Raw genomic sequence first — 16966 nt, 5'->3', positions numbered from 1 at the left:
TCGAGTCTAGGAGTGCTCAGCGCGCCCGATACTTCACCAGGTCGAGTGCGTACGCCTGCCACCACTGCCCCGCGCCGGGCCCGCCGTTGCACGCACCGTCGGACTCGCCGGGCCGCTTGACCCACAGGTAGGCGTCGAGCGCCCCGCCGGCCGTCGACGGCCGCGGCTTCACACCCAGCCCCTGCTTGGGCGGGTTGCACCACTGGCCCTTCGCCGTGGCCCTGCCGTTGCGCGAGGTGTCGACCACGTAGTGCCGGTGCGCGGCCGTGATGCCTCTCGACTTCAGGGAGGCACCAACCTTCGTCGCGTACCGCTTCTCCGCGGCGGTCGCGTTGAAGTTGGAGACGTTGGTGAAGAAGCCCCGTGCGTACCGGACGCCCGCGGCCTTGAGGCGGGTGGCGGTGTCCGCGGGCGTCCGCCAGTTCGAGTGGCCGGCGTCGAGGTACACCCACGCACCGGTCGCTGCGAGCGTCTTGGCCGCGTAGGCGATGAGGGCGCTGCGCGACGAGCCGGCGCAGTCCATCATCAGCGAGTCCGGCTCGAGTGCGACGAGCGCACGGCTCTTGCCCTTGACGGCGCCGTCCTTCAACCCGGCCGCGACGCTCCTGATCCACGCCTTGTACGCGCCGGCCGTGAGCCCACCCGCGGACTGCCCGCCGCAGTCGCGGCCCGGCACCGCGTAGACCACCACGAGCGGCGTGCGCTTGGTCTTGGCCGCGGCCTTGACGTAGGTGCGCACGTCGACCCGGGTCTGCTTGGCGCCGGCCCAGTCGCCGATCCACTTGCCCTGCGCGGTCTTCGAGATGACCTCGAGCTTCTTCGCCGTCGCGGTGTGGCCCGCCCTGCGCGCCGCCTTGGCCGCGTTGTACGCCGATCCCGCGGGCTCGACGTAGAGCTTCTGCGTCAGGCGCGGGTCGAGAGTCGAAGCCTGCGCGGGGGCGCCGACGACGAGGACGAGCGCGGCGGCCAGCAGGAGGGCGGCGAGGCGGCGGGGGTTCACGCTCGAGATCGTAGGTGCGCGTGCCGAGATGCAGAAAGGGCTCATCGGGTGCGGATCCGGATCAACTGAGCGTCAGGACGGCGCGCAGGCCGCCCAGCGGAGAGTCCGCCAGCGTCACGTCCCCGCCCTGGTCGCGCGCGATCTCGCGGGCGATGGCCAGCCCGAGCCCGCTGCCACCGGCCTCCCGCTCGCGTGCCTCGTCGAGCCGGACGAACCGCTCGAACACGCGCTCCCGGTCGACCGCCGGGACGCCGGCGCCGTCGTCGTCGACCGTCACGAGCCCGGGAGCCACGTTCACCAGCACGCGCGACGACGCGTGCCGGGTCGCGTTGTCGACCAGGTTGCGCAGCACGCGCCCGACGGCCTCCGCGTCCACCACGGCCGAGCCCGCGCCGACGACCTCGGTCGCGCCGACCGAGGACGCGAGTGCCGCGAGGTCCACGGGCGCCCGCTCGCGGGACGCCGACCCGACGCGCGCCAGCAGCAGCAGGTCGTCGACCAGCGCCTGCATCCGGGTCAGGTCGCCGTCCAGGTCGGCGGCCAGCTCGTCGGGCGCGTACGACCCGGGGTGCGCGCGGGCCACGTCCACGGCGGTCCGCAGCGAGGCGATCGGCGAGCGCAGCTCGTGGGCGGCGTCCGCCACGAACGTCCGCTGCCGCGCGGCGGCCGTCTCCAGCCGGTCGAGCATCTCGTTGAGGGTGCGGGCCAGCGCGCCCAGCTCGTCGTCGGCCGCCGGCACGGGCAGCGACCCCGGTCCACCGCTCACCGCGACCTGCGCGGCGGCCCGCCGCAGCTGCTCGACGGGCGTGAGCGCACGGCCGAGCGCGAACCAGATGGCGGCCGCGAGCAGGGCGGTCAGCAGCGGCACGACGACCAGCAGCGCGACGGTGAGCGCGCGCAGCAGGCTGCGCACCTCGCCGAGCGGCACCGTCGCGACGACGGTCGCCGGCGCGCCCTGCCAGGTCGTCGCGCGGACGGCCGCGCGCGCCTGCTCGTCGTACGCGCTGTCGGTCGTGCTCCCCACCCACGGGGACAGGCGTCGCAGGTCCGCGACGACGCCTGCGGGCAGCACCGGCAACGTCCGGCTCGCCGACGGGGACGAGGCGAGCACCCGCCCCGAGGCGTCGAGCAGCTGCACGATCTCCCCCGGCTGCTCCACGGGCAGGGCGGCCGGCAGGCGGTCGTCCTGCGCGAGCGCGGCGACCGTCGCGGCCCGCTGCACGACGACGTCGTCCAGCGCCGCGACGCGGCTGCGGGTCAGGACCGTGGTCAGGGCGACGGCGCCGACGACGAGCGCGACGCACAGCAGCGCCGCGGTCACGACCGTCAGCCGCGCGCGCAGCGACCAGCGGCGCACGCCTACCCCGCCACGCGGTAGCCCGCGCCGCGCACGGTGGCCACCGCGTCGCGCCCGAGCTTGCGCCGCAGGTACCCCACGTAGACCTCGACGACGTTGACGTCCTCCCCCGTGCCGTCCCACACGTGGTCCCGCAGCTCGACCTTGCCGACCACGCGGTCCGCGTGCCGCATGAGGTACTCGAGCAGCGCGAGCTCCCGGCCGGTCAGCGCGACGGCGACCCCGGCCCGGGTCAGCGTGCGGGCCGCGGGGTCGAGCACCAGGTCGCGCACCTCGAGGACCGGCGCGGTCACCCGCGCGGGCCGGCGCAGCAGGGCCCGCAGGCGAGCGACGAGCACGACGAACGAGAAGGGCTTGGTGAGGTAGTCGTCGGCCCCCACGTCGAGGCCGTCGGCGACGTCGTACTCGCCGTCCTTGGCGCTGAGCATGAGCACGGGCGTGGTGACCGCGCGGGCGCGCAGCTCGGTGACCACGTCGTACCCGTTCCGCCGCGGCAGCATGATGTCCAGCACGATCGCGTCGTACTCGTGGTCGGTCGCCATCTCCAGCCCGCGCTCGCCGTCGTGCGCCAGGTCGACGGCGAACCCCTCCGCGGTCAGCCCGCGCTGGAGGGCGCGCGCGAGCCCGCGCTCGTCGTCGACCACCAGGACCCGCATACGGGCAGCATGTCACCGCCCACCCACCCGTGCCCGCAGCAGCTCTCAGGTTCCCCACAGCGCACGCGGCGCAGGGTGTGGTCATGAGCAACCTGTCGCCCCGGGCCCGCTGGGCCGTTCCCGCCGTCGTCGGCGTCGTGGTCGCCGCCGCGTTCGTCGCTCCCCCGCTGGTCGCCTCGGCCAGCAGCGACGACCTGCCGACGCTCACGCCGCAGCAGCTCGTGACGGCCGTCGCGGACGCGAAGGACCAGCCGCTGTCCGGCACCGTCGTCTACACCGCCCGCCTGGGCCTGCCGTCGCTGCCGCTCGGCGACATGGCCGGCGCCTCCCCGGTGAACCTGCTCGACGGCAGCTCCACCATGCGGGTCTGGACCGACGGCGTCGACCGCTCGCGCGCCTCGCTGCTGGGGGCCACCTCCGAGTACTCGGTCGTCCGCGACGGCTCGCAGGCCTGGACGTACTCCAGCACCGACGACGCGGTGGTCCACTACGCGGTCGACCCGAAGGACCAGGCGCGCTACGACGCCCTGGCGAAGGACCCGACGGTGGAGGGTGACCTGCCCACCCCCGCCGCGGCCGCGTCCTCCGTCCTCGGTCTGGTCGAGCAGTTCTCCAGCGTGAGCCTCGACGCGCAGACCACCGTCGCCGGCCGGGACGCCTACAACCTGGTCGTGACGCCGAAGAGCACGACGACGCTCGTCGGGCACGTGGTCGTCTCGATCGACGCGAAGACCAGCACGCCGCTGCGTGTGCAGGTCTGGGACCGCGGCTCGAAGGCTCCCGCGCTCGAGGTCGGCTTCACCGACGTCAGCTTCTCGACCCCGTCCGACTCGGTGCTGTCGTTCAGCGCCCCCGCCGGCGCCAGCACCAAGGACGTGACCGTCCCGCTGCCCACGGCGAGCGACCGGCCCGACGCGACGATCCCGGACGGCACGACCGTGACCGGCACCGGCTGGGACACCGTCGTCCAGGCGTCGGGCGTCGACGTGGCCGGACTTCTCGCCGGCAGCACCGACGCGCTGACCACGGTCCCCGGCAGCCAGCCCGCGATCGGCTCGAAGAGCGGCCAGAAGCTGCTCGACGAGTTCGGCGCCGACGGCAGCGGCAAGGTCCGCGACCTCGACCTGGGCACGCTGTTCGACACGATCACGACGAAGGTGCCCGAGGGCCGGCTCATCGAGACCAAGCTCGCCAGCGTGCTGGTGACCGACGACGGGCGCGTGCTCGTCGGCGCGGTCCCGGGCGCCACCCTGCAGGCCGACGCCCGATGACCGCTCCCGCCACGACTGCCGCCCCGGCGGTGACCACCCCCGTCACCGCCGGGACGGCCGTGCGGACTCAGGGCCTGACCAAGCGGTTCCGGTCCGGCCAGGTGGCGGTCGACGGCATCGACCTGCACGTGCCGCGCGGCGCGGTCTACGGCTTCCTCGGCCCCAACGGCTCGGGCAAGACGACGACCATCCGCATGGTGCTGGGCCTCGTGCGCCCGACGAGCGGCCAGGCGTGGCTGCTCGACTCCCCGAACCCGGCCGACGTCCTGCCGCGGGTCGGCGCTCTCGTGGAGGGACCGGGCTTCCACCCGTACCTCACGGGACGCGCCAACCTCGCGCGCCTGGACGCGGCCGACCAGACCTCGGACGCCCGTACCGCCGACCGGCGGGCGTCCGAGGCCCTCGAGAGGGTCGGCCTCCTGGCCGCCGAGGGCAAGCCCTACCGGCAGTACTCGCTCGGCATGAAGCAGCGCCTCGGCCTCGCCGCGGCGCTGCTGCGTCCCCGGGACCTGCTGGTCCTCGACGAGCCCACCAACGGCCTGGACCCGCAGGGCACCCGCGAGGTCCGGCTGCTCATCCGCGAGCTCGCCCAGGCCGGCACCACCGTGCTGGTCAGCTCCCACCTCCTCGGCGAGATCGAGCAGGTGTGCACGCACATCGGCATCATGAGCCGCGGACGCCTGCTCCTGCAGGGCCCGCGTGACGTCATCGACTCCCGCGGCGTCACGCGCGTCGCGGTCACCGTCGCCCCGGGGCACGTCGCGACCGCAGCGGGCGTGCTCCGGGTGCTGGGCCTGGACGTCACGGTCGACGAGCTGACGCTCGGCGCCGACCTCGGCTCGCTCGCCCCCGCCCGCATCCCGGAGGCCCTCGTGCACGCGGACGTCGACGTCACCGGCTTCGCGGTGCGGCGGCCGAGCCTCGAGCAGGTCTTCGTCGAGCTGACCGGGGAGGGCTTCGATGTCGCTCGCTGAGGCCCCCGCCCCGTCGATGGCCCGCTCGTACTGGCGGCTGCAACGCTCCGAGCTTCGCCTCGTGCTCGGCCGCCGGCGCAACGTCGTGCTCCTGCTCGGCCTCGCCGCGGTGCCCCTGCTGCTCGGGCTCGTCCTGTTCTTCACGCAGGACACCGCGCTGGACGGGCAGGGCCCCGCCTTCCTCGGCCGCGTCACGGGCAACGGCCTGTTCCTCGTCGTCGCGTCCGTGTTCCTCTGCCTGCCGTTCCTGCTCCCGCTGACGATCGGCATCGCCTCGGGCGACGCCATCGCCGGCGAGGCCTCGGCGGGGACGCTGCGGTACCTGCTGACCGTCCCGGTGGGCCGCACCCGGCTGCTGCTGGTCAAGGCGGTCGGCGCCCTGGCGTTCGCCGCGGCGGCCGTCGCGTCGATCGCCGTCGTCGGCCTGATCGCCGGGGCCGCGCTGTTCGGCATCCACGACGTCACGCTGCTGTCCGGGGACACCGTGTCCCTGGGCGCGGGCGTGCTGCGGGTGCTCGCGGTCGTCGTCTACGTCGGCCTGTCGCTGACCGGGCTCGTGGCCGTCGGGCTGTTCTTCTCGACGCTCACCGAGGTGCCCGTCGGCGCTATGGCCGCGACCGTCGTCGTCGCCATCGTCTCGGGCGTGCTGGACACGATCCCCGCCCTGTCGGCGATCCACCCCGCGCTCCTCACGCACCACTGGCTCGACTTCGCCGAGTTCCTGCGGATCGAGCCGGACTGGGGCGTGATCGGCGGCGGGCTCGCGGTGCAGGCGGCGTGGGTCGCGATCTTCGGTGCGCTCGCCTGGAGCCGGTTCACGACCGCGGACGTGACGAGCTAGGTGCTCGTCGTCACCGAGCCGCGAGCTCCGACCGCCGCGCGGGCGGCGGCCGCGACCGCCTCGGTGCCGGCCTTGCCCAGGTCGGTGATGGTGCCGCGCAGCGCCTCGATGATCTCGCCGAGCACGCCTCGGGGCTCCTTGACGTCGACCGTCACCGTGCCGTCGCCCGCGAGGATGACGACGAGCCCGTAGACGACCTCGGGGTCGCGCCGGAACACGGGCACGCCCTCGCGGAGGTCGATCACCTGCCCGCCGCGGCGCTGCTCGAGAAGGTGCTTCACCACGGCGACCCCCGCGATCCCGCCGAAGATCAGCAGCGTCACCGTCGAGATCGGCTCGAAGCCCTGCTGCTCGACGGGCACGACCTCGAGCCCCTCGTCGGCGGCCCAGCGCTGGACGTCGGCGACCTCGGTCGGGTCGAGCACGAGCTCGGCGTCACCCGGTTCCTGGTCCATCGTTCCCCCTCAGGTGGTGGCCCACGTCGCGTGGAACGGTCGGTCGGAGGTCAGCCACGCGCGCAGCGGCACTCGGGCGCGGCGCCACAGCTCGTCCAGCGTCAGCGTCGCGTACAGCATCCCGCGCACGTCAAGGTCACCCTCCCGGTGGACCTGCTCGCGGTACAGGTCGACGACCATGTCGATCCGGTCGCGGAGCGGCGGGTGCGTGTCGGAGGGCGCCGCCTCCGGTCGGCCCGCGGTCGTCAGCGCCTCCTGCACGATCTCGTGGATGCGCACCGCGAGCAGCGCGCCCTGCAGCGACATGTTCGGAGCGAACCGGTCCCAGGTGATCGCGCTCCCCATGACGAGCTGGGCGGCGACCAGGTCGGCGCGCACCTCGCGCTCGATCGCCGACGCCGGCTCGTCGCCCGGGAAGGGCGCGGCCTGCTGGTCGAACACCGCGTGCACGTACTCGTGCGCGAGCACGAACCGCTCCATGCACGCCGTCACGACGGTCAACGCCCGGCGGCGCTGCTCCGAGGCGGGCGGTGCCGAGCGCTGAGGGAGCGGCCGGCCGGAGTAGAACCAGTTGCCGAACGTCTCCTCCAGCTGCAGCACGGGCGACGCGTCCCGGTCGAGCCCCGCAGCCATGACCTCGAGCCTCGTCGACAGGTACTCGAGGCCGTCGTCGCCGGTCATCAGCGGCCAGGCGAGGACGACAGCCTTGGCAGACTGGTAGTACGCCGTCATCATCCCGTCGGAGACGGTGATGACGGACGCGGGACCGACCTTGCTGGTGACCGCGTCGTGCCGCTGCCAGCCCGTGGTCCCCAGGATCACGCGGTCCAGCGCACGTGCGATGGGCCGCATGCCCTCGTCTGGGTCGTGGTGCGGGTCCAGCTCGAGCAGCGCGAGCTCGAGGGTCGCCGCCTGACGCGCGAGGATCTCGAGCTTGATCCCGTCCTCGTGCGGCCCCGGCTCGATCCGGTCGATGATCGCCCGGGTCCGGTCGAGCCGAGCCTGCTCGCTCGACGCGCCGAACGTGAAGCCCTCGACGTGCACGTCGTCGCCGTCGTGCACCCCGATCCGCTCCCGCTCGTCGACTCGCGCGAGCGCGACACGGTGCCCGTCGAGACCCCCCTCCGTGTGGACCTGCGCGAACCGGCGCTGGTTCAGGCGCAGCCAGCTGCGCGCAGCGGACACCTCGTCCATCGGGCCACCTCCTCGCTCGGACGACAGGAGCAGCAGCGGTCGCGCTACGGACGCGGGACGTCGACGAGCTCGAGCCAGACCTGGACCGTGTCGCCCGCCTCGCAGCCCTCCGCCGTGCGCACGGCCTTCTTGATCGGCAGCGCGTAGGTCGACTCGCCGGGGAAGAGGCTCGTGCGCCAGGTCGATCCGCCGATCCGGACCTGGACACGCACGGACCCGAACCCGCGAGCGACGCCCTCGGCGACCTCGAGGATCTCGTCGGCCATGGCCGGCGGAACGTCCGCGAAGGTCCACCCCTCGTCGCGCCGCGCGTCCCACAGCCGCAGCCGCGCCTCGAACTCGAACTCCACCGCTCACCCCTGGTCCCACGTCGCCACGAGAACTGCCTGTTGAATGGCATCGTGCCCATTCCTCGCACCAGCGTCGACCTCACCCCCTCCCACGACGCGCTCTACGAGCAGATCCTCGCGGCGATCATCGGCGGCGAGCTCGCCCCGGGGGCGCGCCTGGCCGAGCCCGAGCTGGTCGAGCGGTTCGCCACCTCCCGGGCGCTGCTGCGCGAGGCGCTGCACCGCGTCGCGGCCGTCGGCCTCGTCGAGGTGACCCCTCGCCAGCACACGCAGGTCACGCCCCTCCGGGTCGCCACCACGCAGGAGGCGCTCGCGGTCGTCCAGGCCATCGTGGCGCAGGGCATCAGCGAGGGCGTGCCGCTCCTGACCGACGCCGACCGCTCGCGCCTGGTCGCCTACCGGGGCACCGCGCTGCGCGACGAGGCGAGCGCGCGCGAGTCCGTACGCACCAACGCCGTGATCGACGGGCTCTACGGGGTGTTCTTCGACCGCGTCGCCAACCCGGAGTACGAGCGCCTGCGCGGGTGGCTCAACCCGACCCTCATGCGCGTGCACGCGTTCTACGCCGACGAGATCGACGCCACCGCGTCGCTCGCGCACCAGCGGGCCGTGGTGGACGCGGCGCTCGCCGGAGACGTTACCGGCGCGTTGGCCGCGTGGGAGGCGAACGGCCGGTCGAACCTCCCGGCCAGCCTGGAGGTCGTGAGCCGGCGCGAGCCCCCGCCGTCGCCGCCCACCCTGCTCCTGCGGGACCGGGTCGCGGACCTGATCCAGCGCTCGATCCTGGACGGCACCCTCGTGCCGGGAGAGACCCTGCACGAGTCTGCCCTGATGGAGTGGATGAACGTCTCCCGGACGCCGGTCCGCGAGGCGCTCGCGCGGCTGATCGCCCGTGGGCTCGTCGAGCAGGCCTACCACCGCCCCGCGCGCGTCGCGACGCTCGATCCCGTGGCGTTCCAGCACGCGATGCGCGCGACAGGCGTCCTGCGCCGGCTCGTCCTGCGCGAGGGCGTCACGACGGACCCCGCCCACGCAGCGTCCGTCACCGCCGACGCCGTCGCCGCGCTCGACCGCGGGGTGCCCGTGCTCGAGGCGGCGACGACCCTTGCCGACCAGTTCGAGGAGCGCAGCTCGAACGCCGTGCTGCGAGAGCTGCTCGGACGGACCACGGCCCGGGTCCGCTGGTACACCCTGCACGACCCGGCGGTCTCGGCGGCGCTCGACGCGGGCCTGGTGCGCGCGTTGCACGCCGCCGTCGTCGTCGGTGACCTCGACACGGCCGATGCGCTCCTCGACCGGCTGTACACGGTCGACGAGCACGCCCTCACGCAACCCCAGGAGAGCGCATGACGCCCGAAGACCTCCTCGCCGGCGACGCGGCCCTGCTCGCGCGCGCCGAACAGCTCACCGAGGCGGAGGCGCACGCGCCGATCGCCCTGCCCGGCTGGACGCGTGCGCACGTGCTCACCCACCTGGGGCACCTGTCCGCCGCGTTCGCACGCCAGGCGCGGTACGCCCAGCGCGGCGAGCGCGGCGAGGTCTACGACGGCGGCCGACCCGCCCGTGACGCCGCGATCGAGCTGGGCGCCGGGCGCGCCCTGCCCGACATCCTCGACGGCCTGCGCGCCGGCTTCGCCCAGCTCGCCGACGCGTGGAACGCCCTCAGCGACGCCGACTGGTCGCTGCCGTGCGCCTACCGGGACAGCGACCTGCACGCGACGCGGCTGTGCTGGTGGCGCGAGCTCGAGGTGCACTGGGTCGACCTCGAGGTGGGGCGCACGGCCGCTGACTGGTCGTTCGCGACCAGCGGCCACCTCGTCGACTGGCTCCTGGTCCGCGTCCCCGCGCCCGCGGAGCTGACCGCGTCCGACACGGGTCGCAGCTGGACGACCGCGGGCGACGCGCCCGTCCCGATCACCGGGCAGCAGCACGCGCTGGCGGAGTGGCTGGCGGGCCGCTCGCTGGGCGACGACCTCACCGGTGCGCTCCCGATCCTGGACCCGTGGCCGTGACCCTCTCCGGTGACCCGAGCCTGGTCCTGCCCGAGTTCGACTCACCGCCGGCGGACCCGCTGGCCCTGCTCCGCGCATGGTTCGACGCCGCCGTGCAGCGCGAGGTGCGCGAGCCGTGGGCGGCGACCCTCGCGACGGCCGACGCGGCCGGTGACCCCTCGACGCGCACGCTGGCGATCAAGGGCGTCGATGACCGCGGCCTGGTGTTCGGCAGCTTCACGGGCAGCCGCAAGGGCCGCGAGCTGGCCGGCCGGCCTCGCGCGTCGCTGACGTTCTACTGGCGCGAGACGCTGCAGCAGGTCACCGTCGCAGGGTCCGTCGAGACCCTGCCCGACGCGGAGTCGGACGCGTTGTTCCACCACCGGCCCCCGCTCGCGCAGGCGACCACGGCGGCGTCCCGGCAGAGCGAACCGCTCGGCTCCGAGGACGAGCTCCGCGCCGCAGCCGCCGCGCTCCTCGCGGCCGGCCACGTCGCACGACCCCTGGACTGGACCGGCTACCGGGTCGTCGCCGAGCGGATCGAGTTCTGGTACGGCAGCACCGACCGCCTGCATCGTCGGCTGCAGTACACGCTGGCGGGCAGCACCTGGACGGCCACGAGGCTCCAGCCCTGAGGCCGATCGACCGATAGCACCGGGGTGATCCTCACCTGGGTGCTCATCGGCTTCCTGGCCCTCGCGGCCGGGATCACGATCCGCTGGGTCCCCCGCCGGTTCGACGGCCTCGGCCGCGCTCGCCCGTTCCCGCGCATCAGCGTGACGCTCTGCCTGGTCGTCGTCGTCGCCTGCGCGGTCCCGCTGTGGACCCACGCGCGGCTCGAGTCACGCCTGGAGCGGGCCGCGAGCGCCGTCGCGGGCGGCCCCGTCACGGTGCACTGCCAGACGTTCGGCCAGGCGTTCGTCGACCTCGGCCCCGAGCTCGGCTGGGTGCGGTGGGGTGCCGACGGCGTCCCCGAGCGCTCGACGCTCATCAAGCGGGAGCCGTGCGGGGACCTCAAGGCGTGGCTGGGGTCGTCCAAGGACGCTCCGACCCTCGACCAGGTGATCGCGGTGCACATCCTCACGCACGAGACGATGCACATGGTCGGGCTCAAGAACGAGTCGCAGGCCGAGTGCGCGGCGATCCAGCGCGACGCGTCGATGGCCGTCGCCCTCGGCGCGACCCCCGCCCAGGGGCAGGCGCTGGCCCGGCGGTACTGGACCGAGGCCTACCCGCGGGTGCGGCCGGAGTACGCGAACGGGTGCGGTGCCGGCGGCACGTACGACGAGGGCCTCGACGCGCCGCCGTGGGCCGACGCGGGCTAGATTGCGGCGTCCCCCCCTCGACCGCAGGAGCACCGCATGTCGCACGTCCTCGTCACCGGCTCGTCCGACGGCATCGGCCGGGAGACCGCCCGCCAGCTCCTCGCCGCCGGCCACGAGGTCACCGGCCACGCCCGCAGCGCGGCACGCGCCGACGAGCTGCGCGCGGCGCTGCCGCAGCTGCACGGGGTCGTCGTCGGCGACCTCGCGTCGCTCGCCGAGACGCGCGCGCTCGCGGAGCAGGCCGTCGCGGCAGGGCCGTTCGACGCGGTGATCCACAACGCCGGCATCGGCGGCGGCGCTGCGGCGCGGGTCGAGACCGCCGACGGGATCGAGCAGATCTTCCAGGTCAACGTCGTCGCGCCCTACCTCCTCACGGCGCTGCTGCCGCGCCCGGAGCGCCTCGTCTACCTGACGTCCGGACTGCAGGAGGACGGCGTCGCCCAGCTCGACGACCTGCAGTACCGCGAGCGCCCGTGGCACGGGATGCAGGCGTACTCCGACTCCAAGCTGCACGACGTCGTGCTGGCCTTCGCGGTCGCGCGCCTGTGGCCCGACGTGCTGGCCACGACCGTCGACCCCGGCTGGATCAAGACCAAGCTTGGCGGACCCGACGCGTGGGACGAGGTCGACGAGGGCGCTGCGACGCAGGTCTGGCTCGCGACCTCGGACGACGACGCGGCGCGGGTCACCGGCGAGTACCTCAAGCGGCACGAGATCCAGGTGCCGAACCCGCTCGCGCGCGAGGTCGACGTCCAGGAGGGCCTGCTCGCGCGCCTGGCCGAGATCACCGGGGTGCCATTCCCCCGCTGAGGCTCAGCCGCGGAACTGGTCGACCTTCTTCGGCAGCGCGAACACGAGCGCGAAGCTCAGCACCGCGAGCGCCGCGCTGACCGCCATCGCGTGCGCCGCGCTGTCGGTGAACGCCTGCCCGATGGCTGCCGGGTCCTTGCTCGTGATGTGCAGCGTGCCGAACAGGATGCTGCCGATGACCGCGATCCCGATGGCGCTGCCGACGCGCTGCATCACGGAGATCACGCCGCTCGCGGCACCCGCCTCGGTCCGGTCCACGGTCGCGACGATGAACTGCGCGTTCGGGGCGATGAACAACCCGTTGCCGATGCCCGCGATGGCCAGCGGCACGGCGAGGTCCCAGTTGCTGAGGCTGCTCGCGTCCTCCGTGCGCAGCACCAGCCACACCCAGATCAACCCCGCCGCGACCATCGCGGTGCCGACGACGAGCACGGTGCGCCCCAGCCTCTGGCTGAGCCGGTTGCTCTGCGACGCGCCGACGATGCTCCCGAGCGCGAACGGCACGCCGACGACCCCGGACTCCAGCGCGGTGTGCATGAGCCCCGCCTGCCACAGCAGCGAGATGGTGAAGAAGATGCTGGTGAACGCGGCGAAGTAGACGAGCGCGAGAATCGTCCCGCCGGTGAAGGCCGGGTGCGAGAACAGGTGCGGCGGCACCAGCGGGTTCTTGTCGGCCGAGGCCTCGCGCCGCTCCCAGAACGCGAACGCGACGATCAGCAGCACGCCGATCGCGAGCGTGACGAACGTCCACGCCGGCCAGCCCTTGTCCTGCCCCTCGATGAGCGGCACCAGCAGCGCGACGAGCCCGGCGCTCAGGAGCAGCAGCCCGACGTAGTCGGACCCCTCGCGCGCGCCGCCCTCGGCGCCCGCGGGCAGCAGCTTGGCCGCCGCGATCAGCGCGATGATGCCGATCGGGATGTTCACCCAGAACACCAGCCGCCAGCCGTTCTCATCGCCGAACGCCTCGATGATCAGGCCGCCGAGGATCGGGCCGAGCGCGGTGGACACGCCGATGACCGACCCGAGGATCGCGAACGCCTTGCCACGCACGGGCCCGGGGAACAGCAGCTGGATGAACGCGGTCACGGCGGGCACGAACATGCCGCCCGCGAGCCCCTGGACGACGCGCGCCAGGATCATCTGGATGCTGTTCTGCGCCAGTCCGCAGAACAGGCTCGCGAGCGTGAACAGCGCCAGCCCGGCGAAGAACACCCACTTGTGCCCGATCCGGTCCCCGATCCGGCCCGCGGGGATCAGCGCGATCCCGAACGCGAGGGCGTAGCCCGAGATGATCCAGCTCAGCGTGGCCTCGCTCGCGTCCAGCGACTGCTGGATCGTCGGGAGGGCGACGTTGACGATCGTCGTGTCCAGCAGGGCCATGAACATCCCGGCCATGAGGACGATCAGCGCGTTCCACGCCGAGCGCGGGACGGTGAAGGCGGATGGTGCGGGCGTGGCGGTCGCGTCGGTCATGGTCCCTCTTCACGCGCGGGGACGCGATCGGCGAGGCGCGTCCCCGCACACGATTCTCCTGGTGGGGCGAGTGCGCAATGCGAACCAGGCATCGTCGGGCTACCCGCGTCGCAGGTGCTGCGGCCGGCCGAACAGCTCCTGCCGTCCGGGACGCGCGTCGACCTGCCACGGCCAGGCGCCGGCGCGGTCGCTCCAGATCACCTGCAGCGCCGGGACGGGCCGGCCGCCGGGCACGGCGTAGATCTCCTGCGCGTAGACCAGCCCTCCGGGCTCGCGACGTGCACCAGCAGGCTCCGATGGGCGGTGCCCTCGTACGGGACGACCTGCCCGTGCTCGAAGCGCTCGCCCGCGCGCACGCGTTCTCCGAGGTCGTTGAGCACGCTTGCCGCGTCGAACTCGTCCAGACCGCTGACCATGAGCTCGGGATGCCCGTGGAACCGCGTGAGCCCGATCGTGTAGGTGAACGAGAGGCTGCCCGCGCCGGCCTCGACCGAGCAGAGCGTCCATCCGAACCGCTCGATCTTCGCCAGGAGGTCCTCCCGGACCTCCTCCTCGCTCATGCCCTGGCACCGCATGCACATCGCACTGCTCCCCTCGTCCCCCGAGCTCGCCTCGTCGCTCGCGCCGACGCTACGGACGACCACCCACACGAGGCGGCGCGGGCCCTCGACCACACCCGCCGACCACCGACAGGCCCGTGCGCTACGGTCGCGCCGTGCGCCAGTTCTCCTGCCCTCGCTGCTCGTCAGCCCTCGCAGTCGACTCGCTGACGTGCGGCGCGTGCGGCCTCGAGGTGGGGCTGCACCCGCCCACGCGGACGGTCCGCGCCGCCCCCGAGCAGGGCATCGACGTCGACGGCACCTGGTGGTTCCGGTGCGCGAACCGGCGCTGGGACTGCAGCTGGCTGACGGCGGGCGACTCGGGGTCCGGCCAGTGCTTCTCGTGCCGCCTCACACGCACCCGCCCGAGCGCGGACGACACCCTCGCCCTGGAGAAGCTGGCGACCGCGTCGGCGAGCAAGCGCCGGCTCCTGGTCCAGCTGGCCGAGCTCGGCCTACCGGTCACCCCCTGGTACGAGCGGCCCGGCGGGCTCGGGTTCGACCTGCTCTCGTCGCGCACCAACGGCTCGCGCGTCGTCATCGGGCACGCCAACGGCATCGTGACGATCGACCTGGCCGAGACCCTGGACGCCCACCGCGAGCAGCTGCGGGTCAGCCTCGGCGAGCCGTACCGCACGATGCTCGGGCACTTCCGCCACGAGGTCGGCCACTACTACCAGTGGGTCCTCGTCGAGCAGACGGGGTGGATCGACGAGTGCCGCGAGCTGTTCGGCGACGAGCGCGCGTCCTACGCCGACGCCATCGCGCGCCACTACCGGACGGGGGCGCCACGGGGCTGGACCGAGGGCTACATCTCGGAGTACGCGACGATGCACCCGTGGGAGGACTTCGCCGAGTGCTGGGCCCACTACCTGCACATGACGGACACGCTCACGACGGCAGCGGCCGCCGCGATGCGCCTCGGCGACGAGGTCGTCCCGCGCGCCACCTACGGAGACGCGACCATGGCCGACGTGCTCACCGACTGGCGGCCGGTCTCGACGTTCCTCGACTCCGCGAACCGCGCGATGGGCAAGTCCGACCTGTACCCGTTCGCGATCGTCGAGCAGGTCGCGCGCAAGCTCGACTTCGTGCACCGCGTGGTCCAGGCCTCGCGGGTCGAGCAGGTGCTGGTCACGTCGTCGTCGTGACCTTCGGCGCGTCCGTGTCCGTCACGCGCGAGTGCCTGCGGGAGTAGACGAAGTAGATGACGAACCCGATGACCAGCCAGATCAGGAACCGCAGCCACGTCTCGACCGACAGGTTGAGCATCAGGTAGAGGCAGATCAGCGCCGACACGACCGGCAGCACCGGGACCCACGGCACGCGGAACGAGCGCGGCAGGTCGGGGCGCTTCCTGCGCAGGACGATCACCCCGAGGCTGACCAGCACGAACGCCGACAGCGTGCCGATGTTCACCATCTCCTCGAGCACCCCGACCGGCGTGAGGCCGGCGACGAGCGCGGTCACGACGGTCACGAGCGCCGTGATCACGTACGGGGTGCGGAACGTGGGGTGCACGCGAGCCAGCCCGCGCGGCAGCAGGCTGTCGCGGCTCATCGCGAACACGACGCGCGTCGCGCCGATCATCAGCGTGAGGACCACGGTCGTGAGCCCGGCGACCGCCCCGGCGGCGATGATCGTCGCCATCCAGTCCTGCCCGTGCGCCTCGAAGGCGTTCGCGAGCGCCGCCTCCGGGTCGAGCTTGTCGTACGGGACCATCCCGGTCACCACGATCGAGACCGCGCAGTACAGGACCGTGCAGATGATCAGCGAGCCGATGATGCCGATCGGCAGGTCGCGCTGCGGGTTCTTCGTCTCCTCGGCGGTCGTCGCGACCACGTCGAACCCGATGAACGCGAAGAACACGAGCGCGGCACCCGCGAAGATCCCGCCGATCCCAAAAGCCGTCGGCGCGAGCCCGAACAGCGCCTGGATGAGCGGCTGCGTCAGGCCGGTGGTCGTCTCGTTCGCCTCGGCCGGCGGGACGAACGGGTGGTAGTTGGCGGTCGAGATGAACCCGATCCCCGCGATGATGACGAACAGCACGATGAAGAGCTTGAGCCCGACGAGCACGATGTTGACCCGCATCGACTCCTTGATGCCGATCGTGATGAGCACACCGAGGAGCACGACGAGCCCGATGGCGAACAGGTCGACCGTGCCGCCCGAGCTGATCGAGGCGGGCACGGTGATCCCGATGTTCTCCAGGAACACGCTCAGGTAGGCGGACCAGCCCTGCGCCACCACGCTCGCACCCAGGAACATCTCGAGGATGAGGTCCCAGCCGATGATCCACGCGAAGATCTCGCCCAGGCTCGCGTAGCTGAACGTGTACGCGGACCCCGAGACCGGGACGGTGGACGCGAACTCGGCGTAGCAGAGCGCGGCGAGCGTGCAGCAGATCGCGGCGACGACGAAGCTGATGACGATGGCGGGACCGGCGACCTCGTGCGCCGCGCGGCCGGTGAGCGTGAAGATGCCGGCGCCGATGACCACGCCGACGCCGAACACGATGAGGTCGAACGCCGACAGCGAGCGCTTGAGCTTGAACTCCGGCTCTTCGGCGTCCGCCAGGGACTGCTCGACGCTCTTGGTGCGCAGGATGCTCACGGCTGCTCCTTGGCTGGGCGGCTTCGGACTGCCAGCCAGTGTGGCGCGGGGCCGCGC

Annotated in this window: 18 protein-coding genes; 9 read left to right on the top strand and 9 right to left on the bottom strand. The window is 73.1% G+C overall.

Going from position 1 to position 16966, the window contains the following annotated elements; all coding sequences use genetic code 11:
* Positions 1–16: 16 nt before the first annotated feature.
* The 3 genes from EDF34_RS08500 to EDF34_RS08490 form a co-directional block, all read right to left on the bottom strand.
* A complete protein-coding gene (locus EDF34_RS08500) occupies positions 17–1000 on the bottom strand; it encodes a glycoside hydrolase family 6 protein (RefSeq protein WP_158615068.1) in 984 nt (327 codons plus the stop codon).
* Between the two features lie 61 nt (positions 1001–1061).
* Complete coding sequence (locus tag EDF34_RS08495; protein ID WP_123370943.1) at positions 1062–2357, bottom strand: ATP-binding protein; 1296 nt, start codon at positions 2355–2357, stop codon at positions 1062–1064.
* A gap of 2 nt (positions 2358–2359) precedes the next feature.
* Positions 2360–3013, bottom strand: a complete 654-nt coding sequence (locus EDF34_RS08490) for a response regulator transcription factor (protein ID WP_123370942.1) — start codon at positions 3011–3013, stop codon at positions 2360–2362.
* A gap of 83 nt (positions 3014–3096) precedes the next feature.
* On the opposite strand from EDF34_RS08490, the gene EDF34_RS08485 reads away from it, so the two are divergent.
* From EDF34_RS08485 to EDF34_RS08475, 3 genes are read left to right on the top strand one after another with little or no spacing between them, the layout of a single operon-like run.
* Positions 3097–4284, top strand: coding sequence for a hypothetical protein (locus EDF34_RS08485; RefSeq protein WP_123371268.1), 1188 nt, complete (start codon positions 3097–3099; stop codon positions 4282–4284).
* Entirely contained in the window at positions 4281–5258 is a 978-nt protein-coding gene (locus EDF34_RS08480; protein WP_123370941.1) for an ABC transporter ATP-binding protein, read from the top strand. Before EDF34_RS08485 ends, EDF34_RS08480 begins: the two co-directional genes overlap by 4 nt.
* Positions 5245–6099 (top strand): ABC transporter permease, encoded by an 855-nt coding sequence (locus tag EDF34_RS08475; RefSeq protein WP_123370940.1) that lies wholly within the window; start codon positions 5245–5247, stop codon positions 6097–6099. Before EDF34_RS08480 ends, EDF34_RS08475 begins: the two co-directional genes overlap by 14 nt.
* Here the strand turns inward: EDF34_RS08475 and EDF34_RS08470 are convergent.
* From EDF34_RS08470 to EDF34_RS08460, 3 genes are read right to left on the bottom strand one after another with little or no spacing between them, the layout of a single operon-like run.
* A complete protein-coding gene (locus EDF34_RS08470; RefSeq protein ID WP_123370939.1) occupies positions 6096–6554 on the bottom strand; it encodes a hypothetical protein in 459 nt (152 codons plus the stop codon). The two genes, EDF34_RS08475 and EDF34_RS08470, sit on opposite strands and share 4 nt — an antisense overlap.
* Positions 6555–6563: 9 nt before the next feature.
* Positions 6564–7748: an ImmA/IrrE family metallo-endopeptidase gene (locus tag EDF34_RS08465; RefSeq protein ID WP_123370938.1), complete on the bottom strand. Its 1185-nt coding sequence runs from the start codon at positions 7746–7748 to the stop codon at positions 6564–6566.
* A 44-nt stretch (positions 7749–7792) separates the two neighbouring features.
* A complete protein-coding gene (locus EDF34_RS08460) occupies positions 7793–8098 on the bottom strand; it encodes a DUF1905 domain-containing protein (RefSeq protein WP_123370937.1) in 306 nt (101 codons plus the stop codon).
* Between the two features lie 51 nt (positions 8099–8149).
* Between EDF34_RS08460 and EDF34_RS08455 the strand changes: the two genes are divergently transcribed.
* The 5 genes from EDF34_RS08455 to EDF34_RS08435 are packed head-to-tail and all read left to right on the top strand — an operon-like array spanning position 8150 to position 12224.
* Positions 8150–9448 carry a GntR family transcriptional regulator gene (locus EDF34_RS08455; RefSeq protein ID WP_148076602.1) on the top strand — a complete coding sequence of 433 codons (1299 nt, stop codon included), beginning with the start codon at positions 8150–8152 and terminating at the stop codon, positions 9446–9448.
* A complete protein-coding gene (locus EDF34_RS08450) occupies positions 9445–10110 on the top strand; it encodes a maleylpyruvate isomerase family mycothiol-dependent enzyme (RefSeq protein WP_123370935.1) in 666 nt (221 codons plus the stop codon). Before EDF34_RS08455 ends, EDF34_RS08450 begins: the two co-directional genes overlap by 4 nt.
* Positions 10101–10724 carry a phenazine biosynthesis FMN-dependent oxidase PhzG gene (phzG, locus tag EDF34_RS08445; RefSeq protein WP_123370934.1) on the top strand — a complete coding sequence of 208 codons (624 nt, stop codon included), beginning with the start codon at positions 10101–10103 and terminating at the stop codon, positions 10722–10724. The genes EDF34_RS08450 and phzG overlap by 10 nt, the downstream gene beginning before the upstream one ends.
* A 24-nt stretch (positions 10725–10748) precedes the next feature.
* Positions 10749–11414 (top strand): hypothetical protein, encoded by a 666-nt coding sequence (locus EDF34_RS08440; protein WP_123370933.1) that lies wholly within the window; start codon positions 10749–10751, stop codon positions 11412–11414.
* Positions 11415–11450: 36 nt separating this feature from the next.
* Complete coding sequence (locus tag EDF34_RS08435; protein ID WP_123370932.1) at positions 11451–12224, top strand: SDR family NAD(P)-dependent oxidoreductase; 774 nt, start codon at positions 11451–11453, stop codon at positions 12222–12224.
* A gap of 3 nt (positions 12225–12227) precedes the next feature.
* Here EDF34_RS08435 and EDF34_RS08430 read toward each other — a convergent pair whose 3' ends face one another.
* Complete coding sequence (locus EDF34_RS08430; RefSeq protein WP_123370931.1) at positions 12228–13697, bottom strand: MFS transporter; 1470 nt, start codon at positions 13695–13697, stop codon at positions 12228–12230.
* 197 nt (positions 13698–13894) lie between these two features.
* A complete protein-coding gene (locus tag EDF34_RS08425; protein ID WP_158615067.1) occupies positions 13895–14257 on the bottom strand; it encodes a DUF4262 domain-containing protein in 363 nt (120 codons plus the stop codon).
* A 155-nt stretch (positions 14258–14412) separates the two neighbouring features.
* On the opposite strand from EDF34_RS08425, the gene EDF34_RS08420 reads away from it, so the two are divergent.
* Complete coding sequence (locus tag EDF34_RS08420) at positions 14413–15447, top strand: putative zinc-binding metallopeptidase (RefSeq protein WP_123371266.1); 1035 nt, start codon at positions 14413–14415, stop codon at positions 15445–15447.
* On the opposite strand, the gene EDF34_RS08415 is transcribed toward EDF34_RS08420, so the two are convergent.
* Complete coding sequence (locus EDF34_RS08415) at positions 15431–16909, bottom strand: amino acid permease (protein WP_123370929.1); 1479 nt, start codon at positions 16907–16909, stop codon at positions 15431–15433. The two genes, EDF34_RS08420 and EDF34_RS08415, sit on opposite strands and share 17 nt — an antisense overlap.
* Between the last annotated feature and the right edge of the window lie 57 nt (positions 16910–16966).

Origin of the sequence: Cellulomonas sp. PhB150, from assembly GCF_003755175.1 — a bacterium.
Taxonomy (GTDB): Bacteria; Actinomycetota; Actinomycetes; order Actinomycetales; family Cellulomonadaceae; genus Cellulomonas.
This window is presented reverse-complemented; position numbering and strand designations above follow the sequence as displayed.